Origin of the sequence: Variovorax boronicumulans (assembly GCF_030812215.1) — a bacterium.
Taxonomy (GTDB): Bacteria; Pseudomonadota; Gammaproteobacteria; order Burkholderiales; family Burkholderiaceae_C; genus Variovorax; species Variovorax boronicumulans_C.
Genome location: NZ_JAUSSG010000008.1, coordinates 163,648 through 188,287 on the forward strand (window position 1 = coordinate 163,648; position 24,640 = coordinate 188,287).

General features: G+C 68.2%; 18 protein-coding genes. 12 read left to right on the top strand and 6 right to left on the bottom strand.

Annotated features, from left to right (window positions below):
• Positions 1 to 119: 119 nt before the first annotated feature.
• The gene (gene putA, locus J2W23_RS21445) at positions 120 to 3,881 is read right to left on the bottom strand and encodes a trifunctional transcriptional regulator/proline dehydrogenase/L-glutamate gamma-semialdehyde dehydrogenase (protein ID WP_307650165.1); all 3,762 of its coding nucleotides are present in this window, start codon (positions 3,879 to 3,881) and stop codon (positions 120 to 122) included.
• A 130-nt stretch (positions 3,882 to 4,011) separates the two neighbouring features.
• Here putA and J2W23_RS21450 point away from each other — a divergent pair, with 130 nt between their 5' ends.
• The 3 genes from J2W23_RS21450 to J2W23_RS21460 all read left to right on the top strand — a co-directional run bounded on the left by J2W23_RS21450 (position 4,012) and on the right by J2W23_RS21460 (position 5,822).
• Positions 4,012 to 4,620 (top strand): helix-turn-helix domain-containing protein, encoded by a 609-nt coding sequence (locus tag J2W23_RS21450; RefSeq protein WP_307650166.1) that lies wholly within the window; start codon positions 4,012 to 4,014, stop codon positions 4,618 to 4,620.
• 5 nt (positions 4,621 to 4,625) lie between these two features.
• Positions 4,626 to 5,165: a GNAT family N-acetyltransferase gene (locus tag J2W23_RS21455; RefSeq protein WP_373423969.1), complete on the top strand. Its 540-nt coding sequence runs from the start codon at positions 4,626 to 4,628 to the stop codon at positions 5,163 to 5,165.
• 111 nt (positions 5,166 to 5,276) lie between these two features.
• On the top strand, positions 5,277 to 5,822 hold the full coding sequence (locus J2W23_RS21460) for a DUF2147 domain-containing protein (RefSeq protein ID WP_307650168.1): 546 nt from the start codon (positions 5,277 to 5,279) through the stop codon (positions 5,820 to 5,822).
• Between the two features lie 14 nt (positions 5,823 to 5,836).
• Here J2W23_RS21460 and J2W23_RS21465 read toward each other — a convergent pair whose 3' ends face one another.
• The 3 genes from J2W23_RS21465 to J2W23_RS21475 all read right to left on the bottom strand — a co-directional run bounded on the left by J2W23_RS21465 (position 5,837) and on the right by J2W23_RS21475 (position 8,671).
• Positions 5,837 to 6,469 (bottom strand): LysE family translocator, encoded by a 633-nt coding sequence (locus J2W23_RS21465; RefSeq protein WP_307650169.1) that lies wholly within the window; start codon positions 6,467 to 6,469, stop codon positions 5,837 to 5,839.
• 92 nt (positions 6,470 to 6,561) lie between these two features.
• The gene (locus J2W23_RS21470; RefSeq protein WP_307650170.1) at positions 6,562 to 7,683 is read right to left on the bottom strand and encodes an NADH:flavin oxidoreductase/NADH oxidase; all 1,122 of its coding nucleotides are present in this window, start codon (positions 7,681 to 7,683) and stop codon (positions 6,562 to 6,564) included.
• A 4-nt stretch (positions 7,684 to 7,687) separates the two neighbouring features.
• On the bottom strand, positions 7,688 to 8,671 hold the full coding sequence (locus J2W23_RS21475) for a DMT family transporter (RefSeq protein ID WP_307650171.1): 984 nt from the start codon (positions 8,669 to 8,671) through the stop codon (positions 7,688 to 7,690).
• A 133-nt stretch (positions 8,672 to 8,804) separates the two neighbouring features.
• Between J2W23_RS21475 and J2W23_RS21480 the strand changes: the two genes are divergently transcribed.
• From J2W23_RS21480 to J2W23_RS21500, 5 genes are all read left to right on the top strand, one after another.
• Entirely contained in the window at positions 8,805 to 9,683 is an 879-nt protein-coding gene (locus tag J2W23_RS21480) for a LysR family transcriptional regulator (protein ID WP_307650172.1), read from the top strand.
• Between the two features lie 209 nt (positions 9,684 to 9,892).
• Positions 9,893 to 10,939: an OmpA family protein gene (locus tag J2W23_RS21485; protein ID WP_307650173.1), complete on the top strand. Its 1,047-nt coding sequence runs from the start codon at positions 9,893 to 9,895 to the stop codon at positions 10,937 to 10,939.
• A 108-nt stretch (positions 10,940 to 11,047) separates the two neighbouring features.
• Positions 11,048 to 15,817: a CapA family protein gene (locus J2W23_RS21490; RefSeq protein ID WP_373423970.1), complete on the top strand. Its 4,770-nt coding sequence runs from the start codon at positions 11,048 to 11,050 to the stop codon at positions 15,815 to 15,817.
• A complete protein-coding gene (locus tag J2W23_RS21495) occupies positions 15,814 to 16,800 on the top strand; it encodes an alpha/beta hydrolase family protein (RefSeq protein ID WP_307650175.1) in 987 nt (328 codons plus the stop codon). Before J2W23_RS21490 ends, J2W23_RS21495 begins: the two co-directional genes overlap by 4 nt.
• Positions 16,797 to 17,870, top strand: a complete 1,074-nt coding sequence (locus tag J2W23_RS21500) for an aldose epimerase family protein (RefSeq protein WP_307650176.1) — start codon at positions 16,797 to 16,799, stop codon at positions 17,868 to 17,870. Before J2W23_RS21495 ends, J2W23_RS21500 begins: the two co-directional genes overlap by 4 nt.
• Before the next feature lie 9 nt (positions 17,871 to 17,879).
• On the opposite strand, the gene J2W23_RS21505 is transcribed toward J2W23_RS21500, so the two are convergent.
• Positions 17,880 to 18,815 (bottom strand): SMP-30/gluconolactonase/LRE family protein, encoded by a 936-nt coding sequence (locus J2W23_RS21505; RefSeq protein ID WP_307650177.1) that lies wholly within the window; start codon positions 18,813 to 18,815, stop codon positions 17,880 to 17,882.
• Positions 18,816 to 18,930: 115 nt separating this feature from the next.
• On the opposite strand from J2W23_RS21505, the gene J2W23_RS21510 reads away from it, so the two are divergent.
• Positions 18,931 to 19,704: an SDR family NAD(P)-dependent oxidoreductase gene (locus J2W23_RS21510; protein WP_176660271.1), complete on the top strand. Its 774-nt coding sequence runs from the start codon at positions 18,931 to 18,933 to the stop codon at positions 19,702 to 19,704.
• Positions 19,705 to 19,821: 117 nt separating this feature from the next.
• Here J2W23_RS21510 and J2W23_RS21515 read toward each other — a convergent pair whose 3' ends face one another.
• Positions 19,822 to 20,781, bottom strand: a complete 960-nt coding sequence (locus tag J2W23_RS21515) for a LysR family transcriptional regulator (protein WP_307650178.1) — start codon at positions 20,779 to 20,781, stop codon at positions 19,822 to 19,824.
• Between the two features lie 142 nt (positions 20,782 to 20,923).
• Here J2W23_RS21515 and J2W23_RS21520 point away from each other — a divergent pair, with 142 nt between their 5' ends.
• The 3 genes from J2W23_RS21520 (at position 20,924) to chvE (ending at position 24,620) form a co-directional block, all read left to right on the top strand.
• Positions 20,924 to 22,378, top strand: coding sequence for an aldehyde dehydrogenase family protein (locus J2W23_RS21520; protein ID WP_307650179.1), 1,455 nt, complete (start codon positions 20,924 to 20,926; stop codon positions 22,376 to 22,378).
• Positions 22,379 to 22,441: 63 nt separating this feature from the next.
• On the top strand, positions 22,442 to 23,407 hold the full coding sequence (locus J2W23_RS21525) for an ABC transporter substrate-binding protein (protein WP_307650180.1): 966 nt from the start codon (positions 22,442 to 22,444) through the stop codon (positions 23,405 to 23,407).
• Between the two features lie 142 nt (positions 23,408 to 23,549).
• Positions 23,550 to 24,620, top strand: coding sequence for a multiple monosaccharide ABC transporter substrate-binding protein (gene chvE / locus J2W23_RS21530; protein WP_307650181.1), 1,071 nt, complete (start codon positions 23,550 to 23,552; stop codon positions 24,618 to 24,620).
• Positions 24,621 to 24,640 lie beyond the last annotated feature (20 nt).

Sequence of the window (24,640 nt, forward strand, 5' to 3'; positions counted from 1 at the left end):
GTGCGCAGGGCATCGGGTGCTCCCCGCAGCGAAATCAAGGAGGAGGGGCGAAGCCCCGGGGGACATTCGCGGAGGGGAGTACCCGGTGGCCTGTGCACCCGCCCTGAATGACAACAGCATCAACCGATGGTCATCAAGCTCGCATTTCCACCAGCAGCCGCGGTATTCACGCTCAGCGCACGTTCCACCACAAGGCTTTCAAGCGGGATGCCCGTGTCCCCCAGAGCGAACGCGCGCACACCGACGATCGGCCCCGCCCGCGATGCGATGCGATGCACGACGCCAGTGAGCCCTGCCGCATCGCCGTGATGAAGAACCGCGTCGAACACCACGGTCTCCGAAGTCCAGTCGCTCGCAACGGCCACCGACTGCTGCACCTCGGCCGGCAGCGATGCACGCAGACCTTGCGCACCCGCATCCGCCGGCCAGATCGCGGTGCTGCCCACCGACAGCACGGCCGCGAGCTGCGTCAACCGGTCGGCTTCCGCATCGGCCAGGCACAACACGGCTTCGCGCGGCTGCAGCGTGTAGACGTTGCGCTCGCCCGTCGGGCCGGCCAGCGTGCGCGAGCTGCCCGAGCGCGAGAGTTCGCCGAAGCGCTGGCATTGGGTGGCCAGTGCCGCGCGGTTCGTTTCGCTGGCCCAACGGGCCAAAGCCGACAGCGCGACGGGTGATGCACCGGCCCGCGTCGGCGATGCGTTGCCCGGGTCCGCATCCGCCATCGCGCGCACCAGCACATCGTCCGGCCGCTTCGACAGCATGCGGTACATGTAGAGCGGCCCGCCCGCCTTCGGCCCCGTGCCCGACAGGCCTTCGCCGCCGAACGGCTGCACGCCCACCACGGCACCGACGATGTTCCGGTTCACATAGACGTTGCCCGCCTTCGCGTGTTCCACGATCTGCGCAATGGTTTCGTCGATGCGCGTGTGCACGCCCAGCGTGAGCCCGTAGCCGGTGCCGTTGATCTGGCCGACCAGCGCGCCCAGGTCGCGGCGGCGATAGCGCACCAGGTGCAGCACCGGACCGAACACCTCGCGCTGCAGCTCCGCGATGTTGTCGAGCTCGATCAGCGTGGGCATCACGTAGGTTCCCTGGCGCGTGTCGTGCGCGTACTCGCGGCCCTGCCGGTAGACGCGGCGGCCGCGGCTGCGCATGGTGGCGATGTGGCGCTCGATGTTGTCGCGCGCCTCGGCGTCGATCACCGGGCCCACGTCGACGGCCAGCCGCGCCGGGTTGCCGATGCAGCTCTCGGCCATCGCGCCCTTGAGCATCTCGATGAGCCGGTCGGCCGCTTCCTCCTGCACGCACAGCACGCGCAGCGCCGAGCAACGCTGGCCGGCGCTGTCGAAGGCCGAGGCCACCACGTCGGTGACGACCTGTTCGATCAGCGCGGAGGAGTCCACGATCATCGCGTTCTGTCCGCCTGTCTCGGCGATGAGCGGCACGGGCGCGCCGTCGATGCCGAGCCTTGCCGACAGCGTCTTCTGAAGAATGCGCGCGACCTCGGTCGAGCCGGTGAACATCACGCCTTGCACGCGCACATCCGCGACCAGTGCGGCGCCGACAGTCTCGCCGCGGCCCGGCAGCAGTTGAACGGCGGCGTGCGGCACACCCGCCTGCCACAGCATGCGGATCGCCTCGGCGGCGACCAGCGGCGTCTGCTCCGCGGGCTTGGCCAGCACCGGGTTGCCGGCCGCGAGCGAAGCGGCCACCTGGCCGGTGAAGATCGCGAGCGGAAAATTCCACGGGCTGATGCACACCATCGGCCCGAGCGCGCGGTGCGTGTCGTTGGAGAAATCGGTGCGTGCCTGCGCCGCGTAGTAGCGCAGGAAGTCCACCGCCTCGCGCACTTCGGCGATGGCGTTGGCATAGGTCTTTCCGGCCTCGCGTGCGAGGAGGCCGAGCAGGCGGGGTTGCTGTGCTTCGAGCAGGCCGGCCGCGCGGTCGAGCAGGGCGGCGCGTTCCGCAGGCGGCGTTGCAGCCCATGTCGTTGCGATGCCTTGGGCCTGGGATACGGCGGATTCGACATCGGCCAGCGTGGCTTCGCGTACCTGTCCGACCACATCGCGATGGTCCGCGGGGTTCAGCACATCGGCCCACCGATGAGAGGCTTCATCGCGCGGCGCGCCTTCGGCGAGCAGCGGTTCTGCGCGCCACGGTTCGGCGGCCGTGGCCCGGAGCGCTTCACCCAGCAGGCGCAGGCTGTCGTTGTTCGCGAGGTCGAGCCCTTGCGAGTTGACGCGCTGCTTGCCGTAGAGCGCAGCGGGCAATGGAATGGCCGGATGCGGCAGACCGAGGGCGCCTTCCTTTGCGGCCATGCGTTCCACCGTCGCGACCGGGTCTTCCACCAGTGCTTCGAGCGGAATCGTCAGGTCCGCGATGCGGTTGACGAAAGAGGTGTTCGCGCCGTTCTCCAGCAGCCGCCGCACGAGGTACGCGAGCAGCGTCTCGTGCGTGCCCACGGGGGCATAGATGCGGCACGGCCGGCCGAGTGGGCCGACCACCTGCTCGTAGAGCGGTTCGCCCATGCCGTGCAGGCACTGGAATTCGTACTGCCCCGGCTGGTAGCGCGACGGGTCCGCCATCGTGTAGATCGCGGCGAGCGTGTGGGCGTTGTGCGTCGCGAACTGCGGGTAGACCGCCTCGGGCGCATCGAGCAGCTTGCGCGCGCAGGCGAGGTACGAGACGTCGGTGTAGGCCTTGCGCGTGTAGACCGGGTAGCCCTCCAGGCCTTCGATCTGCGCGCGCTTGATCTCGCTGTCCCAATACGCGCCTTTCACGAGCCGCACCATGAGCCGGTGGCGGCTGCGGCGCGCAAGGTCGATCACGAAGTCGATCACGAAGGGGCAGCGCTTCTGGTAGCCCTGGATCACGAAGCCGATGCCGTTCCACCCCGCAAGCGCCGGCTCGAAGCACAGGCGCTCCAGCAGGTCGAGCGAGAGTTCGAGGCGGTCGGCTTCCTCCGCGTCGATGTTGATGCCGATGTCGTACTGCTGCGCGAGCAGCGTGAGCGCGCGCAGCACCGGGTACAGCTCGTCCATCGCGCGTGCATATTGCGCGCGGCTGTAGCGCGGGTGCAGCGCCGAGAGCTTGATGGAGATGCCCGGCCCCGCATACACGCCGCGGTGGTTCGCTGCCTTGCCGATCGCGTGGATCGCGTCTTCGTACGCGATGCGATAGCGCTTCGCATCCTCGGTGGTGAGCGCCGCTTCGCCGAGCATGTCGTACGAATAGCGAAAGCCCTCGGCCTCCAGCTCGCGCGCGTTGTCCAGCGCCTGCGCGATGGTCTCGCCGGTGACGAACTGCTCGCCCATCATGCGCATCGCCATGTCCACGCCCTTGCGGATCAGCGGCTCGCCGCCCTTGCCGATGAGGCGAGTGAGCACGGTGGACAGGCCCGTCTCGCTGTGCGTGGCCACCAGCTTGCCGGTGAGCAAGAGGCCCCAGGTCGCGGCGTTGACGAACACCGAGGGGCTGCGCCCCGCATGCGACTGCCACTGGCCGTGCGCGATCTTGTCGCGGATCAGGGCGTTGCGCGTTTCGGCATCGGGAATGCGCAGCAGCGCCTCGGCCAGGCACATCAGCGCGACGCCTTCCTGCGAGGAGAGCGCGTATTCCTGCAGCAGGCCTTGCACGAGGCCGGCGCGGCCGGCGGCGCTCTTGCGGTTGCGCAACTGCTCGGCGATGCGATGGGCGAGGGCGTGTGCTGCTTCGGCTTGGCCGGCCGGCAGGCGCGCCTGTTCGAGAAGGGGCGGCAATGCCTCGGCTTCGGGGCGCCGGCAAGCGGCGGTGATCGGCGCACGCAATGCCGAAGGCGGGGCCAGCCCGTCGGCGAAATCGATGAACGAGGAGGGCAGAGGGTCGGGGTTGTTGGCGCTCATGTCGGATCCGTGCTGGTGAGTTGTTGAATGATCTCAACCTTCTTGGCGAATATTCGTTCGAAGAATGGCCACGCGGCCGAGCAAATGACGGGTTGACGAGGTTTCTTATTTGATGGATATTTCATCCAATATGACGGAATCAACGCCAGGCCCGGCCGCCACAGCCACCACCCTCAACGACCGCATCGCCCAGCGCGTGCGCGACCTTCGCGCCTCCCGCGGCCTGTCGCTCGATGCATTGGCCACGCACTGCGGTGTCAGCCGCTCGATGATCTCTCTGATCGAGCGCGGAGAGAGCAGTCCGACCGCCGTGCTGCTCGAAAAACTCGCCACCGGCCTCGGCGTTCCGCTCGCCTCGCTGTTCGACCAAGCCGAGCCCGTTGCCAGTCCCGTGTCGCGCCTGGCCGATCAACTCCAGTGGCGCGACCCACACTCCGGCTACGTGCGCCGGAACGTGTCGCCCGGCGGCGCCATCTCGCCGATCCAGATCGTCGAGGTCAACTTTCCACCCAAGGCCCGCGTGACCTACGAGACCGGCGCGCGCGAGCCGCGCATCCACCAGCAGGTGTGGGTGCTCGAAGGCCGCATCGAGGTCACGGTCGGCGACGACCTGCACCGGCTCGACGCGGGCGACTGCCTCGCGCTCACGCTCGACCACCCGATGAGCTATCACAACCCCACGCGCAAGAGCGCGCGCTACGCCGTCGTGATCACCACGGCACCCACCTCCTGGAGATGAACGACATGACGACGACCGAAGAAACGCCCCGCATCCGTGCCCTTGCGGTGGTGAGCGATGCGGAGGTGCACGCACTGGCCGATCTGCTGATCGATTGCGTGGAAGGCGGCGCGTCGGTGAGCTTCATGTTGCCGATCACGCGCGAACGCGCCCTCGCGTTCTGGCGCAAGGTGGCCGACGGCGTGGCGCGCGGCGAACGCGTGCTGCTCGTGGCCGAAGACGCCGAGGGCCTCTTGGGCACGGTGCAGGTCGTGCTCGACCAGCCCGAGAACCAGCCGCACCGCGGCGAGGTCTCCAAGATGCTCGTGTTCCGCCGGGCGCGGCGCCGGGGCATCGGCGCGCTGCTGATGCAGGCGGCCGAGGACGCGGCGCGCGCGCACCGCAAGACGCTGCTGGTGCTCGACACATCGAGCGCCGAGGCCGAACGGCTCTATGCGCGCATGGGCTGGCAGCGCGTGGGCGTGATTCCCGGCTTCGCGCTGCTGCCGGAGGGCGAGCCGTGCGGCACTACCTTCTTCTATCTCGCGCTGGAGGCGCAGGCATGAGCGGTTCGCCGGACATCGCGGCCAGCTGAACGGCACAGATTTTTGTATCGCACCGTGTCTGGCGCCCCGCCAGATACGCAGCGCGACGAATCAGCGGGCGGATCGAAACACATGAAGGCGCGTGCCGCGATGGAATGGGCGCCTCATCCACTCGACACGAAGCCCGCCATGACCATGCCCTCGCTCCATCGTTCAGGCCGTGCGTTCGCCGCGGTCCTGCTGCTTGCTGCAACTTTCGCCGCGCAGGCGCAGTCTTCTCCGGCCTCCGACCCGCGAGGCCGCTGGGTCACCGCGAACGGCAATCTCGAAGTGGAGGTCGCGCCCTGCGGCGCCGCGTTGTGCGGCACCGTCACCAAGGTCTTCGGCAACCGCTCGATGGCACCCGGCGGCGGCGACATGCAAGCGGCCGACAAGCGCCCGGCGCTGGGCATGACGCTGCTGAAGGACTTCACGCCCGTCGATGCGACCGACCCTTCGCGCGCACCCACCGAATGGGCCGGCCAGATCTACAACCGCGAGAACGGAAAGACCTACCGCTGCAACATGACGGTGAGCACTGCGGGCAATGCGGCCGGCGAGCTGCTGCTGCATGCGTATGTCGGCATTCCGCTCTTTGGCAAGACGCAGCGCTGGGTGCGTGCCGCTGCCGACCGTTGAACGGCGCGAAGCTCTCAGCTGCGCGATTGCAGTGCGAGCTTTGCGGAAAGCCCGGCCAGCACCGTTCCCATGATCCAGCGCTGGGCCAGCCTCCAGCGGCTGCGTCGCTGAAGCGCCGAAGCAGCCCGGGCGGCAGCCAGCATGATCAGCGTGTTGCCCACCATGCTGATGGCGATCTGCAGGGCGCCAAGAAGCAGGAACTGGCCGACGATGCTGCCGCGCTGTGCGTCGATGAATTGCGGCAGGACCGCGAGGAAAAACAATGCCTGCTTCGGATTGAGGAGGTTCGTCAGGAAGCCCATGATGTACAGGCGGCGCGGACTGTCGGCAGGCAGGTCCTGAAGCTGAAATGCGGAGGGCCCGTTCTTCCTCAGTGTCTGCCAGGCCAGATACCCGAGATAGATGGCGCCCGCGAACCGCAGGGCGTCATAGGCGTAGGGGATCGCGAACAGCAACGTCGTGATGCCCAGCGCCGCGCATGCCAGGTAGAAGACCGAACCGGTCACCACGCCGGCATAGGAAACAAAACCCGCCTTGCGACCCTGCGACAAGGTGCGCGATACCAGGTAGATCATGTTGGGGCCCGGCGTGGCGACCAACCCCAACGCAAGCAGAGAGAAGGTCAGCAGGTCTTGGAAAGATGGCATGGCCGAATGTCCTCGGTGCGGGCGATCGGCGGATCGTACATGGGCGATCCTCGCCGCCGATGACCTGATTGACTGGTTGATTAACCAGTCAATTAGCGCGCCCCGAACGCCGCGTTCTCGAACAGGTCCTTGAACTCCCGCGGCTGCGAGCGCCAGTACTGGTGCGGCGCCTTCACCTGCGCGCCCAGTTCGGCGGCCGCATGCCAGGGCCAGCGCGGGTCGTACAGGATCGCGCGTGCGAGGGACACCGCATCGGCCTGTCCCTTCGCGATGATCTCCTCGGCCTGCCGCGGTTCGGTGATGAGGCCCACGGCGATGACCGGCATGCCGACCTCGGACTTCACGCGTTCGGCGAACGGCACCTGGTAGCCCGCGCCGAGTGCGATGGCCTGCTTTGGCGAGACGCCACCGCTGGACACATGAATCGCCGCGCAGCTGCGCGCTTCGAGCGCCTTCGCGAAAGCGACGGTGCCTTCGAGGTCCCACCCGTCCGGCACCCAGTCGACGGCCGACACGCGCACCCACACAGGCTTGTCGGCAGGGAAAGCCTCGCGCACCGCATCGAACACCTCCAGTGGAAAGCGCATGCGGTTTTCGAGGCTGCCACCGTATTCGTCGTCGCGGTGATTCGCCAATGGCGAGAGGAACTGGTGCAGCAGGTAGCCGTGTGCCGCGTGGATCTCCAGACCGTCGAGGCCCAGCCGTGCCGCGCGCCGTGCGGCATCGGCAAAAGCGTTGCGGATGCGCGCGAGGCCTGCTGCGTCGAGTGCGAGCGGCGGGTCTTCGGTGGGCGCATGCGGCACGGCGGAGGGGGCGTACGCCTTCCATCCATCCGGCTCGCCCGGCGCAATCTGCTTGCCGCCTTCCCATGGCGCACGGCTCGATGCCTTGCGCCCCGCGTGCCCGAGCTGCATCGCGATCTTGATGGGGGAGTGGGCCAGCATCGCCGCGAGCACGCGGGCCAGCCCCTCTTCATTGGCATCCGAGTAGAGCCCGAGGTCGCCCGGCGAGATGCGCCCTTCGGCCTCCACCGCCGTCGCCTCCAGGATCATCAGCCCCGCGCCCGAGAGCGCGAGGTGGCCCAGGTGGATCAGGTGCCAGTCGCCCGGCGTGCCCTCGGTGGCGGAGTACTGGCACATCGGCGCGATGACGATGCGGTTGTCCAGGCGAAGCGTGCCGAGGTGCAGGGGCGTGAAGAGTTGGGCTTGGCTCATGTTTTCATGAAGTGGCTGCGCAGGTGCCGCGATTCTGGAGCGGCGGCACGGCCTCTGCTGCCGGCGCCGCAGAAGCCTTGCGGCCCGCCGCGGTATGGATCAGCAGCGCTGCGATCACCATCGCCATGCCGACGGCTTCGTTCGCCGTGGGCATCTTGCCCATCGCCATGCTCATCAGCAGCGCCGACACCGGCACGAAGTTGAAGAAGGCCGTGCCCGTCACGGCCCCGAGGGTGCTCACCCCATAGTTGAAAGCCAGCACCGCGATGGCCGAAGACACCAGGCCGACGTAGAGCAGCGCTTCCCACGACAGGCGCAGGCCCTCCGCGCTCGGCATGTGCGAGAGGCCCAGCGCGCTCGCCGCGACGGCGGTGGCCAGCAGCAGTGGCCACGCAGCCAGCACGGTGAGCGCGCTGTACTCGATCACGTCCAGCCCCGGAAAGCGTGCCGCGCCGCGCGTGTACCAGACCCAGCCCAGCGTGCCGACGAAGGCCACGGCATCGCCGAAGAGCGTCGATTCACCCGCTGCCGCGTTGCCGAACAGCAGCCCCGACACGATGGCCACCCCAAGCAGCGCCAGCGCCGATGCCAGCAGCGTCGAGCGCGCGGGGCGCACGCCGTCGAGCGCCCAGCGCAGCAACTGCGTGGTCATGGGCGTGGTCGCCACGATGACCGCGCCGTGCGAGGGCACCGAATGCGCGAGGCCCACCAGCAGCATCACGCTGAAGATGCCGAAGCCTGCAAATCCGCGCAGCGCCAGCGGCCCCGCGTGCAGCCGGAGCTTGCGCCAGGGCGCCATGCCGCGCGGAAGAATGAGCAGCACGAACAGCAGCGCGGACATGCTGTAGCGGGTGAGCGTGAACCACACGGGTTCGACGTGATGGAGCACGCCCTTGCTGACGAGGAACATGCCGCCCCAGCTGGAGGTGGCGAGCAGCAGCGCGGCGATGCCGAGCAGGCGTTGACGAGGGGAGATGGTGAGCGACACGGGGAGCCTCTTGCAATGAATCGATGGCTCCAAGAATCGGGGTTCTGCCGCCCGATTTCCATTCGCTTCTTTGGACCGGGCCCTCCAAAAAAGCGAATGGCCGGCTTGCACCGAAGTGCTCACAATCCGGGCCATGGAGCTCTACCAACTCAAGACCTTTGTCGCCATCGCCAAGGAGGGCAGCCTGACCCGCGCCGCCGAGCGCGTGTTCACCAGCGCGCCGGCGGTCAGCGCGCAGCTCAAGGCACTGGAAGACGAACTGGGCGTGAAGCTCTTCGACCGCACTCCGCGCGGCATGGTGCCCACCGAAGCCGGCCACAGCCTGCTCGAAGAGGCCGAGCGCACGCTGGCCTCGGCGATGCGCATGCGCTCGGCCGCCGACCAGCTGCGCGGCGCGGCGCAGGGCGTGGTGCGCTTCGGCACGGTGGTCGATCCGGTGTCGCTCAAGCTGGGCGAGGTGCTGGTGAAGCTCGCGGAGCGGCATCCGCAGGTCACGCTGCAGCTCAAGCAGGGGCTGTCGTTCGAGACGCTGGCCGGCGTGCAGCGCGGTGACCTCGACTGCGCCTACGTGCTCAGCGACAGCGAGCAGTCCGAAGGGCTGGAACTGCGGCGCCTCGGCGTGGTCGACCTGGCCGTGGTGCTGCCGTTGCCGGTGGCAGAGGCGCATCCCGATCTCTCGCTCGACGAGCTCGTGAACCTGCCATGGGTGGGCACGCCGACGTCCTGCATCCTGCGCGTGCACCTCGACAAGCTCTTCGCGAGCGCGGGCCGCGAGTACCAGCAGGGCCGCACCGCCGACGGCGAAAGTGCGATCCGCAGCATGGTCGCGAGCGGCATGGGCGCGGGGATGATGCGGCTCGACCAGGCGGAGCAGGGGGCGCGCCATGGAGAGCTTGCGATATGGAATGGCTGGCGGTCGCACACGTGGCTGTGCTGGGTCGCGCCTGTCGATGGCAGGCGTGCCGTGTCGGTCGATGCGGTGCGTGGCGCGGTGATGGACGCCTGGGCCTGAAATCGTTCGGGGCGGCACCCGCCCCGAACCGCCCGGCAAGTAGCGTGCGCGACACCGCCCGGCAATATTTACATCTGCCCGCCACGGTTCTTACGAGTTTCGTCTTACGGCCATGACGAACGGCTTATTGACCGGCTCGTCGCGCCGCCGCTACCTTCGAATCGCGCTCCATCCGGAGCGCGATCTGCATTGGAAAAACGGAAAACTACATGGCTCATTCTTCACTGCCGTCGTCCGTCCGGACCGGCTGCGCCGGACTGCGCTGGCACCACCTCCTGGCCTCGGTCGCGCTGCTCGCGGCCACCGCTTTCGCATCGGCCGCCGAACCGGCCAAGGACCATCCGCTGGTCGGGCGCTACGAAGGTTCCGTGCTCGACGCGTTCCAGAGCAACGCCTATGACGAAGTCGGCCTCATCCGCGGGCCCATCAAGCACGCGGACAAGACGAACCCCGATGCGCTCAAGGTGGCGGGCAAGGTCTCGCTCTATTACTACAAGCTGCCTGACGGGCGCTCGCTGCTCGAGGTGCAGCGCAACTACGAAGCCAGCCTCAAGGCCAAGGGCTTCCAGCTGAAGTTCAGCTGCGCGACGACCGATGGCAGCTGCTACAGGAAGGACCCGGACCGCGAGACCCCGTACACCGATGTCTCGGGCCTGGCCAACGCCATCGACACGCCCGAGTGGCCGCAGATCGGCCGCGGGCGCCAGTTCGTCAGCAACTACTTCGAGAACAGCGGCCGCTACGTGCTCGCGCAGTACGACGGCCCGACCGGCACGGTGTACGCCAGCATCGCGCTGGCCGAGAGCACGCCGGGCAAGGGCAACTTCGCCTTCGTTCGCGTGGTCGAGACGAAGGCGATGGAAGCCGACAAGATCGTCTTCGTCGATGCCACCGCCATGCAGAAGGGGCTCGCGGAGAAAGGCCGCGTCAACCTCTACGGCATTCACTTCGACCTGGACAAGGACACGATCAAGCCCGAGTCGCAGCCCACCATCGACGAGATCGCCAAGCTCATGCGCGCCAACCCGCAACTGCGCGTGCAGGTGGTGGGCCACACCGATGCGCAGGGCGAGGAGCCGCACAACGCGGACCTCTCGCGCCGCCGCAGCGTGTCGGTCATCGCGGCGCTGGCGAAGACGGGTGTCGATGGCCGTCGATTCACCTCGCGCGGCGCCGGATCGAAGGAGCCCGTGGCACCGAACACGAGCGAGGAGGGCCGCGCGAAAAACCGGCGCGTGGAGCTGATGCGCCTTTAGCCCCTCTACCTGAGCACTGCCTGAATGAAGTAGCGCCCGAAGAGTGCCCGGCGTCCCGGGTTATCGGGATGGCAGGCGGCGTCGTGCCCTGTCATCATTCGCGGTGGAATGACGCACGAACCGAACTCTCTCGCCGATCTGTTGAACCGCGCCAGGCTTGCCCTGGCCGATGCCGGGGGCGCACTGCCCCTTGCATCGCCCGCCACCGCGGAGGCGGGATGCGTGGTGTTCTTCGCCATGGGCGAAGGCGAAAGCCGGGCCCGCGTGGCGTCCGGACGCGGGCCGGACATCGAGGCCGCATGGAAGCGGGGCGCCGATGCGGCGGCCCTCCAGGCCAAGCGCGGCGACCGGCCTTTCGAGCGCCTGCGCGCGGAAATCGTCGACACGGTCACGGCCATGAGCTGGGGCGAGTTGAAGGCGAAGATGGCGCAAACCAAGCGCAACTACTTCAACCTCGGCATCGCCTTCGACGCGCGCTTCAAGCACGCGATGCTTGCCCAGGAGATGCAGGGCGCGGCGGTTCTCTACAGCGGCGAGGTCGAGCACGCACTGCCCAACCTCGCCAACCTGCGGCTGTACGCCAAGCGCCGCTTCGGCACGGAGATCGACTTCCCCTCGGACGACGCCGCGCCCGTGTGGTGCTTCACCACCCGCGCGGTGTACGTCGATGCCGCGGGCGCCTGGCCGATCACCGCCGAAGGCCAGGCCGCGGGCTTTCGCCGGCTGGACGACTGGAACGCGCGGCAGGTGCGCGCCATGATCGATTCGGCGAGCGACTACCTCGCCGAACAGGTCAAGCCCACGGGCGAATTCCACTACGGCTGGTTCCCCTGCTTCGACCGCGCCATTCCCACCTACAACACCCTGCGCCACGCCAGCACCACCTACGCGATGCTCGAAGCCTGGGAGCTCACCCGCAGCGCCACGCAGAAGGCGGCCATCGACCGCTCGCTGGGCATCCTCACGCAGCGGCTGATCCGGCAGGTGCCATTGCCCGACGGCGCGCAGGCGGCGCTTCTGGTGGACGTCGGCAACGAGGTCAAGCTCGGCGGCAACGCGGTCTGCCTGCTCGCACTGGTGAAGTACACCGAGCTCACCGGCGACCGGCAGTACATGACGCTGATGGAGCAGCTCGCCCTGGGCATCCGCGCCATGCAGGACACGAAGAGCGGGCGCTTCGTGCATGTGCTCAACTTCCCCAAGCTCGACATCAAGGATGCGTTCCGGGTCATCTACTACGACGGCGAGGCCGCCTTCGGGCTGATGCGCCTCTATGGGCTCACGCGCGACGAGCGCTGGCTCGCGGTGGTGGAAAAAGCCTTCGACCATTTCATCGCCGCCAAGCACTGGCAGGCGCACGACCACTGGCTGAGCTACTGCGTCAACGAGCTCACGCGCTACCGGCCCGAGACGCGCTATTACCAGTTCGGCCTGCAGAACGTGGCCGGGTACCTGGACTTCGTGCTGGAGCGCATCACCACCTTCCCGACGCTGCTCGAATTGATGATGGCGGCGCGCGAGATGGTGCTGCGCATCGATGCCGACCCGGCGCTGCGCCCGTTGCTGGCGGGCCTGGACCGCGAGAAGTTCGACCGCGCGCTGGAGCATCGCGCGCGCTATCTGGCCAACGGCCACTTCTGGCCCGAGCTGGCGATGTTCTTCCGCAACCCGGACCGCATCGCGGGCTCGTTCTTCATCAAGCACCACAGCTTCCGGGTGCGCATCGACGACGTGGAGCACTACCTCTCGGGCTATGTGGCGTACCACCGGATGCTGCAGAAGCGCGAGGCGCAGCAGGCCGAAGCCGGTGCCGCGGAAACGGCCGCCGCATCGGGCCCGCGCGGCGTGGTGGCCTGGGGCGGCGACGTGAACCTGGGCCGGCGCCAGCACTACCGGGTGGCCGAACTGGGCGGACCGCAGGCGATGCTCGGCAACATCGCCGCGTTGCGCGATGCGGACCTGCGCATCGTCAATCTCGAATGCGTGGTCGCGACCACCGGCGAGCAGGGTGCCGACAAGGACGAGACCGGCGCCTACTACTACCGTGCGCGGCCCGAGATGATCGACGTGCTGACGGCCGCGCGCATCGACCTCGTGAGCACCGCCAACAACCACAGCGGCGACTACGGCCCGCAGGCCCTGCTGGAGCAGAAGACGCTGCTGGACGCCGCGGGCATCGGTTCGGCGGGCACCGGCCCCGACCTCGAGGCCGCGCTGCAGCCGGTGATGGCCCGCGCCGGCGAGGTGCGCGTGGCGCTGTTCTCGCTCGATGCCACGCAGCCGAAATTCGCGGCCACGGCCTGGCATCCGGGCGGCGCGTATCTGCCGCTGGCCGACCCCGCCGAATGGACCGCGACGCTCGCGCCGCGCATCGCGCGGGCGCGGTCGCACGCCGACGTGGTGCTGGTGGCGGTGCACTGGGGCGACAACCTGGAGACCGTGCCCTCGCGCGCCGAGATCGCGGTGGGCCACGCGATCATCGATGCGGGCGCCGATGCCATCCTCGGCACCTCGGCGCATGTGCTGCAGGGCATCGAGATCTACCGCGGGCGGCCGATCATCCACGACGCGGGCGACCTGCTGTTCGATGCGATGCGCGGCGATGCGTGGAGCGCGGGCATCTTCTCGCTCACGCTCCATCCGCACGGTGTCGAGCGGGTGCAGTTCACGCCCATCCGCGTGGACTTCGGTTTTTCCGAAGCGTACGAAGGCGATCGCGCGCGTGCTGCGAGCGAACGCTTCGCCGCCCAATGCCACGCGCTGGGCACGCAGGTCTTCCCGACGCCGGAGGGCGGCTGCGTGCTGCACCTGGCGCCACCGGCGCGGGAGGTGCTGCCGCGACAACCGCTGCAACCGGTGACGGCCGAAGCGACGGTGGCGCGCCCCGCCTCGCCGCCCTTGCGCAGCGCCAGGCCCGGTTGGGTCGTCGATGCCGTGCCCGCGGACGCGGCCATGCCGCCGCTGAAGATCGGACCGCTGCGCCTCGTGGGCATGCGCTGCATGCCCAACCAGGTCTTCGGCCGCCAGCTGCTGTGGGTGGAGTCGTTCTGGACGGTCGACGCGCCGGTCGATGCCGACCTGCGCTTGCAGTTCCGCGCGCTGCCCATGCGCAGCAAGACCATGCCGGCCTGGGGCGAGGGCATGGACCACGACCCCTGCGACTGGATGTGGCCGACCAGCCGCTGGACGCCCGGGCGCATCTACCGCGACCGCTACGGCCTGCGGCCGCCGCTCGCGCGCCAGATGGAAAGCGATGTGCTGCAGCTCGAAGTGCGCCTGCGCGGCGCGCCCGAGCTGCCCGCGGCGCGGCGGCTTCCCGTGTGGTGCGGCCTGCGCATGCCCGGCGTGCCGGTGCCGCTGCCCGAGACCCGCGCGCCGGTGCTCTCGGTCAACCTGCCGGGTGCCAGCCGCGAGTCCGGACCGGTGTGGACGGCCGAGCAGCTCGCGCAGATCACCGGCGGCCAGTGGCTGGTGCCGCCGCCCGCGGGCTGGTCGGTGCAGTCGGTGGTGCGCCTTCCGATGCACCTGAAGGTGCGGCCGGGGCCGGCGCTGTTCGTCGCATCGGACTACCGCACGCTGGCCGCGCACGAGAACTTCAGCCACGCGCTGGAAGACTGGGACCAGCACGACGACCTTCCGCGCCTGCACACCCAGTGCGCGGGCGCGATCGTGCAGCACGCGGTCGAAGGGCTGCCGCCGGACTTTCCGCTGCTGCAGGTGCCCGACCCGATCCGTGCGCTGCTCTCGCTCGGCGCGGCCGCGCGGGCGCGCTACAAGGGGCTGGTGGTGGGCGTCACCGGCACGGTGGGCAAGTCGTCCACCATCGCGATGGTGCGCGACCTGCTGCCGCCGGGCGCGCGCGTGCTCACCACGGTGGAGAACAACAACTCGCGCGTCGGCGTGCCCGGTGCCATGGCGAGCCTGGGGCCCGACGTGGACGTCTGCATCCTGGAGATGGCGCAGAGCGCGCTGTGGATGGACCGCGGGCCGATCTCGCTGGAGGCGCGCCCGCATGTGGCGATCCTCACCGAGGTGGGGATCTCGCAAACCGCCAAGACCAACACGCTGGAGAAGACGGCCGAGTACAAGTCGCGCATCTTCCTCGGGCTGGAGCCCGGCGGCATCGCCGTCGTGAGCGGGCACATTCCCTACCTCGCGAAGGTCGTGAAGGCCGTGATGCGCACGGCCGCCAAGGTGTGGACCGTGGGCACCGGGCCGGGCGACAACATCCGCCTGCTCGATGCGCGCCCCGAATCCTCGGGCTGCCGCGTGCGGCTCTCGTTCAAGGGGCGCATCCACGAGTACCTGTTTCCGGTGGCCAGCATCGGGCTGGTGCGCAACTCGGCGCTGGCCTTCGCCGCGATCGTGGCGATGGGCTTCGATGCCGAGGAAGCCAGCGCGCGCATGCCCCACGTGCGGCTGCCTGCCTCGGTGATGCAGGTGGAGCCGCTGCGCACCCGCAGCGGTGCGCTGGTCACGCTGGTCGACGACAGCTGGAACGCCGAGGTCATGTCGATGCGCAACGCGATGAGCTTCGTGCGCAGCTACCGCGCACCGTCCGGCAATGCACCGGTCGCCCGCAAGGTCGGCGTGCTCGGGCGCATCGTGAACCTGGGCGAGCAGGCCGAGGCGATGCACCGCGGGCTGGCCGAGCCGCTGCTGGCCTCGGGCATCGCGCACCTGGTGACGCACGGCGACGAGATGCGCTGGCTGCGCGAAGAGGTGCCCGCGAGCCTGCTCGGCCCGCATTTCGACAACGCGGCCGAACTGACCCTCTACCTCGGCGAGTTCCTGCGCGATGGCGACCTGCTGCTGGTGAAAGGCGACCGCGACCGCTCGGACTTCGGCACCATTCCTTCGCTGTTGAAGAAGCTGTGACCACGCCGCCTGTCATGCCCGCCCTGTGGCGACATCGGCGCCTCGCGTTCGTGCTGCTCGCGTTGATGCAGGCCGCCTGTGCGCAGCGCGCCGGCGCCGACCTGCGCGCGCCGGGCACACCGACCGCACGCGGGGCGGCCGCCGAAGACGAGGTGCTGCACTGGAACCAGCCGGCCGTGCGCGCGAACTGCCCCGACCGCCGCGGCTACCTCTGGGTGCAGCCGGTCGAGGGGCCGGCCTGCATCCGCTACTTCGCGAGCGACGAGATCGATGGCGCGCGCGTGGCCATCGTGCAGTTCTCGGGCGATCGCGACAGCGTGATGGACCAGCCGCCCACGCGCATTTCCGGCAACACCGAGGCGCTGCGCACGCTCGATGCGCAACGCAGCCGCGACCGCGCGGGCGTGCCGTGGATCTTCATGGCGCGGCCCGGCACGTACGGCTCTTCGGGCGACCACCGGAGGCGCCGCGAGCCCGTGGAGTTCCACGCGCTCGATGCGGCGCTCGATGCGCTCATGCAGCGCCACCAGCTGCAGCGCATCGTGATCCTGGGGCACAGCGGCGGCGCGACCGCCGGTGCCGCGCTGCTCACCATGGGCCGCACGCGCGTGGCCTGCGCGGTACTGACCTCGGGCGCCTACGGGCTGCTGGAGCGCGCGCGCATGCTGGGCATGTCGAAGGGCGGACGCACCGACACCACGGGCAGCACGCAGTTCTACGATCCGCTCGATCATGTGGACGGCATCGTGCGCGACCCGGCGCGGCGCATCGTGCTGATCGGCAATCCCAACGACAGGAACACGCCCTTCGCCCTGCAGCAGCGCTTCGGCGATGCGGTGGCGAAGGCGGGCCATCGCATCGAGCTGAAAACGCATGCGGCGGAGCCACCCACTTACCACGACCTCACCGATCGCATCGGCCTGCAGACCGCATCGCTGTGCGCGCGCGAGGCGCTGTTTCCACCCATCCCTGGAGCCGAATGAGCAGCATCACTTCACATGAATACGGCCGCATGCCCGATGGGCGCGTCGTGACCGAATACACCCTGGACAACGGCCGCGGCCTCAGCCTCCGCGCCATCAACCACGGCGGCATCGTCACCGCGCTGCGCGTGCCCGACCGGCACGGACAGGCTGCGAACATCGTGCTGGGGCTGCCCTCGCTCGACGACTACCTTAAGCCGCATCCGCACTTCGGCACCATCGTCGGCCGCTATGCGAACCGCATCGCGGCCGGGCGGTTCTCGCTCGATGGCGCCGCCTGCCAGGTGGGCCTGAACGACGGCGCGAATTCCTTGCACGGCGGCGCGAAGGGTTTCGGCACGCGCTTCTGGCAGATCGAGCCGGTGTCCGCGGAGGATGCGCGCGGCGACATCGCCATCGAGCTGCGCTACACGAGCGCCGATGGCGAAGAAGGCTATCCGGGCGAAGTGCAGCTCACGGTGCGCTACACGCTCTCGGCGAACGAGAACACCTGGCGCATCGACTACCGCGCGACGACCGACAAGCCGACGGTGCTGAACCTGAGCCACCACGACTACTTCAACCTCGCCGGCAGCGGCGATGTGATGGACCATGTGCTGACGCTGCCCGCAAGCCGCTACTGCCCGGTGGATGCGACGCTGATCCCGCTCGGGCTGGAAGAGGTGGGCGCGACGCCCTTCGATTTCCGGGCACCGTCGCGCATCGGCGAGCGCATCCGCGAAGGGCACGCGCAGTTGCTGCGCGCGCACGGCTACGACCACAACTGGGTTCTCGATGGGGACCGCGGCGGCGATGGCCTCGCATGGGCCGCGCGCCTGCTACACGAAGCCTCGGGCCGCGTGATGGAAGTGCACACCACCGAACCCGGCGTGCAGTTCTATTCGGGCAATTTCCTCGACGGCAGCCTCATGGGGGCGCAGGGGGCGAGCCTGCGCCAGGGCGACGGCCTCTGCCTGGAGACGCAGCACTACCCGGATTCGCCGAACCAGCCCGGCTTTCCATCGACCGTGCTGCGGCCGGGCGAGGTGTTCCGCAGCACGACGGAACACCGCTTCAGCGTCGCCGGCTGAAGCCTCGTGTCAGCCGGCGAACAAGGCGGCCGGCACGCCGGGGCTGCCGATGCGCACGGCGAACAGGCCGCCGGCCAGCGGCTCGCTCTTCAACTGTTCTTCGGTGCGGCCGTTGCGCGCGGTCGTGATGTAGAGCGTCTGCATGTCCGCGCCGCCGAAGGCGCAGTCGGTGACGTTGCTCGCGGGCAGCGGAATGCGGGCGAGTTCCGCCGCGGTCACCGGGTCGTGGCAGGTGACACAGGCGCCGTCCCAGTGCGCGATCCACAGGCGCCCGGCCGCGTCGGTGGTCATGCCGTCGGGCAGGCCGTCCGGCTTGGGAAAACGGTGCCACACGCGGCGGTTCGACACGGTGCCCGCTTCCATGTCGAAGTCGTAGGCGTAGAGGTTGTTGAGCACCGTGTTGTTGAAGTACATGGTGCGTCCGTCGGCGGACCACGTGGGGCCGTTGGTCACCTCGAAGCCGTCGTCGTGCTTCGTGCAGCGGCCGTCGGCGTCGTAGCGATAGAGCGCGCCGGTGGGCGCCTTGCAGTCGAAGTCCATGCTGCCGCCCCAGAAGCGGCCGCGGCTGTCGCACTTGCCGTCGTTGAAGCGGTTGTTGGTGCGCTCGGGTTCGGGCTGGTGCAGGTAGCGCGGCTTCGCGCCGGCGCCCGGCAGCTGGGTCGTGTCGAAGAGCGCGAAGCCGCGGCGCAGCGTGAGCACGAGGCCCGGTGCGTTCGCGCGTTCCGAGATCGCGGTGATCTCCTCATCGAACTGCCAGGCCCGCCGCGCGCCGTCCGACGGGCGGAACCAGAACAGGCGCGGCGTGAGGATGTCGATCCAGTAGAGCGCCTGCTCGCGCTCTGACCACAGCGTGCCTTCGCCCAGGTTCGCCTCGGCCGGCCAGATGCATTCGGGGGAGCCCTCGATCGAGGGCGCGGTGTAGCTCGTCATTGTTTTCCTTGTCATGTCTCCTTGACGCGGCGGATCGTATCAAGGCATATTGATAATTGAAATCAAACAATATGGAATAGATCGATATGCTTTTTGCAATGTCAGTTTTCCATCTCACCGGAGACCCTTCTTGAATTCACCCCAACTCTCGATCCATCCGAGCCTGAAAGACCGCACCGTGTTCGTCACCGGTGGTGGCAGCGGCATCGGCGCGGCCATCGTCGCCGCCTTTGCGGCGCAAGGCGCGCGGGTGGCTTTCATCGACATCGCCGAGAGCGCCAGCGCGGCGCTCGCGCAGCAGATCGTCGAGGCCGGCCATGCGGCGCCCTGGTGGCGCGCCTGCGACGTGCGCGACATCGGCGCGCTGCAAGGCGCCATCGCCGATGCGGCCGCCGCGCTCGGCGACTTCGCGGTGCTGGTCAACAACGTGGCGAGCGACGACCGCCACACGCTCGAATCGGTCACGCCCGACTACTACGACAACCGCATGGCGATCAACGAGCGGCCGGCGCTGTTCGCCATTCAATCGGTGGTGCCCGGCATGAAGCGGCTGGGCTTCGGCTCGGTGGTGAACCTCGGCTCCACGGGCTGGCAGACGAAGGGCTCGGGCTATCCCTGCTATGCCATTGCGAAGTCGTCGGTGAACGGCCTCACGCGCGGTCTCGCGGTGGACCTGGGCAAGGACCGCATCCGCATCAATACCGTGTCGCCCGGCTGGGTGATGACCGAGCGGCAGGTGAAGCTGTGGCTCGATGAAGAGGGTGAGAAGGCCCTCAAGCGCAACCAATGCCTGCCCGACAAGCTGATGCCGGAAGACATCGCGCGCATGGTGCTGTTCCTCGCGTCGGACGACGCGAAGATGTGCACCGCGCAGGAGTTCACTGTGGACGCCGGTTGGACCTGAACAGGCACTCCCCCAGGCTCCGCGCACTTCGTGTCGCTTCTCCTACCCCCTCGCCCGGGGCAACGCCAGCGGCCCGGCGAAGCCGGTTCCGCGGCATTCCCCGAATGAACCCGTCGGTCAGTCGATCTCGAGTTTTCGGCCGTAGACGCTCATGCTGGCGGTCTTGAGCGCCTTCATCATCACGCGGGCCGCGGGCGACAGCAGCCGGTCGGTGCGCGTGATGATGCCGAACTGGTCCATGTGGCAGGGCATGTCCAGCGGCAGCAGCGACACGATGCCGTGCGATGCGTAGTAGCGCGCCACGTCGGTCGCGAGCACCGCCAGCATGTCGCTCTGCTGCAGCATGCGGGTGATGAAGAGCAGCGCCGAGCTCTCGATGGTGTTGGTCGGCGGCGCGAGGCCTTCTTCCTGGAACATCAGCTCGAAGCGGTGGCGCAGCACGCTGCCCGCGGGCGGCACGATCCAGCCGGCGCCGACCACGTCGCGCAGCGTGAGCCCGCTCTCGCCGAGCATCGGATGGCCCGGCCGCACCAGCGCGCACACCGGCTCCTCGCTCAGCGCCTCGTAGCGCAGTTGCGACTTGTCGTGTTCGGCAAAGAGCCGGGCCACGAGGATGTCGAGCTTGCCCTGCTCGAGCCGCTCGATCAGCACCGGGCTGGTTTCGATTTCCAGCGACACGCGCAGGTCGGGCTGCTCGCGCTTGACCATCGCGACGGCCGGCGGCAGCAGCGCCAGCCCCGGCGCGGTGATGGCGCCCACGCTCACCTGCCCGAAGCGGCCGGCCTTGAGCGCGGTGAGTTCGTCGTGCGCCTGGTTCAGGCTCGCGAGCGCGACGCGGGCGTGGCGGATCATCGTCTCGCCGTACCAGGTGGGCCGCATGCCGCGCGGCAGGCGATCGAACAGCGGCACCTCCAGCACGTCCTCCAGGTCCTTGAGCAGTTTCGACGCGGCCGGCTGCGTCATGTTGAGCACCTGCGCCGCGCGGTGGATGTTGCCTTCTTCCGCCAGCGCGACCAGCAGCAGGAGCTGCCGTGTCTTGAGCCGCGCGCGAATAAACCAGTGGTTGTAGTTGGTCATGACTTGGTGGAACTAAGGGCTTATCGGGTTTTCCAGAATCCTTTGATCGATATGCATTTTGTCGAAAAAACGATTGGATCGATATCAATTCTGTTCCTAGACTCACGCCACTTCAAACAAAGAGACAAAGATCGGCGCCCTCGTGATCCACGGTGAGATCCATCAGAACGTGCGGCAGTACATCAACGGCCGCTGGGAAACCAGCGCGACCACCGGTGTGAGTGCCAATCCGTCGGACACCAGCGAGGTGGTCGCCGAGTACGCACGTGCCGACCGCCGCCAGGCCGAAGCCGCCATCCGCGCGGCCACCGAGGCCTTTCCGCACTGGAGCCACAGCACCCCGCAGCGCCGCGCCGACGTGCTCGACCGCATCGGCGCCGAGCTCCTGGCGCGCAAGGACGAACTGGGCCTGCTGCTGGCGCGCGAGCAGGGCAAGACGCTGCCCGAGGCCGTGGCCGAGACGGCGCGCGCGGGGCAGGTCTTCAAGTTCTTCGCGGGCGAAGCGCTGCGCGGCGGCGGTGGCGAGAACATGGCCTCCACGCGCGCCGGCGTGCAGGTCGACGTGACGCGCGAGGCGGTCGGCGTGACCGGGCTCATCACGCCGTGGAACGCACCCTTCGTGATTCCCGCCTGGAAGATCGCGCCCGCGCTGGCCCATGGCAACAGCGTGGTGTTCAAGCCGGCCGAGCTGGTGCCGGCCTGCGGCTGGGCGCTGGCCGAGATCATCAGCCGCGCGGGCCTCCCGGCGGGCGCCTTCAACCTCGTGATGGGCAGCGGCCGCGAAGTGGGCCAGGCGCTGGTCGACAGCGCACTGGTCGATGCGCTGAGCTTCACAGGCTCCGCCGCCAACGGCGAGCGCGTGCTGCAGGCGGCCGCCACCCGGCGCGCGAAGGTGCAGCTGGAAACCGGCGGCAAGAACGCGCTCGTGGTGCTGGCCGATGCCGACCTCGACCGCGCGGTCGACTGCGCGGTGCAGGGCGCCTACTTTTCCGCCGGCCAGCGCTGCACGGCATCGAGCCGGCTCATCGTCGAGGCGGCTGTGCACGACGCCTTCGTGGCGAAGCTGCGCCAGCGCCTGAAGACACTGAAGATCGGCCACGCCCTCGAGCGCGGCATCGACATCGGCCCGGTGGCCGACGAAGAGCGCCTGGCGATGAATCTCGCGTGGGTCGACATCGCGCGGGAAGAAGGGGCAGAGCATGTGTGGGGCGGCGAGGCGCTCGAGCGCTCGACGCCCGGCCACTACATGAGCCCCGCGCTGTTCCTCGCGAAGCCGGCGCACCGCATCGCGCGGGAAGAAATCTTCGGCCCCCTGGCCTGCGTGCTGCGCGCCGACGACTACGACCAGGCGCTGGCGCTGTGCAACGACACGCCCTTCGGGCTCTGCGCGGGCATCTGCACCAATTCGCTCAAGCACGCGATGCATTTCAGGCGCCATGCCGTGGTCGGCATGACGATGGTCAATCTGCCGACCGCGGGGGTGGACTTCCACGTGCCCTTCGGCGGCCGCAAGGGGTCGGGCTACGGGCCGCGCGAACAAGGGCGCCATGCCGCGGAGTTCTACACGACCGTGAAGACCGGCTACATGCTGGCCTGACGGACGGGGTTTCATCGAGTACGCCATCACACGAACCACAGACTCATCAAGAAGGAGACAGCCATGACCATGAATCGCCGCACCCTCAACACCGCGCTCGCCGCCGCCGCTCTCGGCGGCATGCTGCCGGCCTCCGTCCTCGCGCAGAAGAAGCTCGTGCTCGGCTTCGCGCAGGTGGGCGCCGAGAGCGAATGGCGCACCGCCAACACCGAGTCGATCAAGTCCTCGGCCAAGGAGGCGGGCATCGAGCTCAAGTTCTCCGACGCGCAGCAAAAGCAGGAGAACCAGATCAAGGCGATCCGCTCGTACATCGCGCAGAAGGTCGACGTGATCGCGTTCTCGCCGGTGGTCGAATCGGGTTGGGAAACCGTGCTGCGCGAAGCCAAGGCCGCCAAGATCCCGGTGGTGCTGACCGACCGCTCGGTGAACACCAAGGACGACACGCTCTACGTGACCTTCATGGGCTCCGACTTCGTCGAGGAAGGCCGCAAGGCCGGCCGCTGGCTCGTCGAGAAGATGAAGGACCAGAAGGGCGAGGTGAACATCGTCGAGCTGCAGGGCACCGTGGGCTCCGCGCCGGCCATCGACCGCAAGAAGGGCTTCGAGGAAATCATCAAGGCCGACCCGAAGTTCAAGATCATCCGCTCGCAGACCGGCGACTTCACCCGCGCCAAGGGCAAGGAAGTGATGGAAGCCTTCCTCAAGGCCGACGGCAAGAAGATCAACGTGCTCTTCGCGCACAACGACGACATGGCGATCGGCGCGATCCAGGCCATCGAGGAAGCCGGCATGAAGCCTGCGAAGGACATCACCATCATCTCCATCGACGGGGTGAAGGGCGCGTTCGAAGCCATGATCGCCGGCAAGCTCAATGTGTCGGTGGAATGCAGCCCGCTGCTCGGGCCGCAGCTCATGCAGGCCGTGAAGGACATCAAGGCCGGCAAGCCGCTGCCCAAGCGCATCGTGACCGAAGAGGGCATCTTCCCGATGGAAGTGGCCGCAAAAGAATTCCCGAACCGCAAATATTGAGTACTCCCCCAGGCTACGCGCACTTCGTGTCGCTTCGCCAACCCCCTCGCCGGGGGCAACACCAGCGGCCCGGCAAAGCCGGTTCCGCGGTGTTCCTTGAAAAAGACAACGCCCATCAAAGAAAGACGGAGTTCATCGCACCATGAAACGCAACTTCCTCAAGGCCTCGCTCGCGGGCCTGGCCTTCGCCATCGTCGGCTTCACGCCCCTTGCCAATGCGCAGGACAAGGGCCTGATCGCCATCTCGATGCCTACCAAGTCGTCGGCCCGCTGGATCGCCGACGGCGCGAACATGGTCAAGTACTTCAAGGACAAGGGCTACAAGACCGACCTGCAGTACGCGGACGACGACATCCCGAACCAGCTCGCGCAGATCGAGAACATGGTGACCAAGGGCTCCAAGGTGCTGGTGATCGCGGCCATCGACGGCACCACGCTCTCCGACGTGCTGCAGAAGGCGGCCGACAAGGGCGTGAAGGTCATCGCGTACGACCGGCTCATCAAGGGCTCCAAGAACGTCGACTACTACGCCACCTTCGACAACTTCCAGGTCGGCGTGCTGCAGGCGCAGTCCATCGAGGCGGCGCTGGGGTTGAAGAGCGGCAAGGGCCCGTTCAACATCGAGCTGTTCGGCGGCTCGCCGGACGACAACAACGCCTTCTTCTTCTACAACGGCGCGATGTCGGTGCTGGAGCCCTACATCAAGAGCGGCAAGCTCGTGGTGCGCAGCAAGCAGATGGGCATGGACAAGGTCGGCACGCTGCGCTGGGACGGCGCCGTGGCGCAGGCGCGCATGGACAACCTGCTGTCGGCCTACTACACCAAGGACCGCGTGGATGCGGTGCTGTCGCCGTACGACGGCCTGTCCATCGGCATCCTGTCGTCGCTCAAGGGCGTGGGCTACGGCTCGGGTTCGCAGCCGATGCCCGTCGTCTCGGGCCAGGACGCCGAGGTGCCTTCGGTCAAGTCGATCCTGCGCAAGGAACAGACCTCCACCGTGTTCAAGGACACGCGCGAGCTGGCCAAGGTGACGGTCGCGATGGTCGACGCCATGCTCTCGGGCAAGACGCCCGAAGTGAACGACACCAAGACCTACAACAACGGCATCAAGGTCGTGCCCTCGTACCTGCTCAAGCCGGTGAGCGTGGACGCCTCGAACTGGAAGCAGGTGCTGGTGGACAGCGGCTACTACAAGGAAAGCCAGGTCAAGTGAGCACGGTGAGCGGAGACGGA

Excerpts from the sequence above, each read along its gene's own strand:
- J2W23_RS21490 (WP_373423970.1), top strand. The coding sequence starts at position 11,048 with ATGACGCACGAACCGAACTCTCTCGCCGATCTGTTGAACCGCGCCAGG.
- J2W23_RS21470 (WP_307650170.1), bottom strand. The coding sequence starts at position 7,683 with ATGAGCCAAGCCCAACTCTTCACGCCCCTGCACCTCGGCACGCTTCGC.
- J2W23_RS21455 (WP_373423969.1), top strand. The coding sequence starts at position 4,626 with ATGACGACGACCGAAGAAACGCCCCGCATCCGTGCCCTTGCGGTGGTG.
- chvE (WP_307650181.1), top strand. The coding sequence starts at position 23,550 with ATGAAACGCAACTTCCTCAAGGCCTCGCTCGCGGGCCTGGCCTTCGCC.
- J2W23_RS21480 (WP_307650172.1), top strand. The coding sequence starts at position 8,805 with ATGGAGCTCTACCAACTCAAGACCTTTGTCGCCATCGCCAAGGAGGGC.
- J2W23_RS21515 (WP_307650178.1), bottom strand. The coding sequence starts at position 20,781 with ATGACCAACTACAACCACTGGTTTATTCGCGCGCGGCTCAAGACACGG.
- J2W23_RS21500 (WP_307650176.1), top strand. The coding sequence starts at position 16,797 with ATGAGCAGCATCACTTCACATGAATACGGCCGCATGCCCGATGGGCGC.
- J2W23_RS21505 (WP_307650177.1), bottom strand. The coding sequence starts at position 18,815 with ATGACAAGGAAAACAATGACGAGCTACACCGCGCCCTCGATCGAGGGC.
- putA (WP_307650165.1), bottom strand. The coding sequence starts at position 3,881 with ATGAGCGCCAACAACCCCGACCCTCTGCCCTCCTCGTTCATCGATTTC.
- J2W23_RS21465 (WP_307650169.1), bottom strand. The coding sequence starts at position 6,469 with ATGCCATCTTTCCAAGACCTGCTGACCTTCTCTCTGCTTGCGTTGGGG.
- J2W23_RS21485 (WP_307650173.1), top strand. The coding sequence starts at position 9,893 with ATGGCTCATTCTTCACTGCCGTCGTCCGTCCGGACCGGCTGCGCCGGA.
- J2W23_RS21460 (WP_307650168.1), top strand. The coding sequence starts at position 5,277 with ATGAAGGCGCGTGCCGCGATGGAATGGGCGCCTCATCCACTCGACACG.
- J2W23_RS21525 (WP_307650180.1), top strand. The coding sequence starts at position 22,442 with ATGACCATGAATCGCCGCACCCTCAACACCGCGCTCGCCGCCGCCGCT.
- J2W23_RS21450 (WP_307650166.1), top strand. The coding sequence starts at position 4,012 with ATGACGGAATCAACGCCAGGCCCGGCCGCCACAGCCACCACCCTCAAC.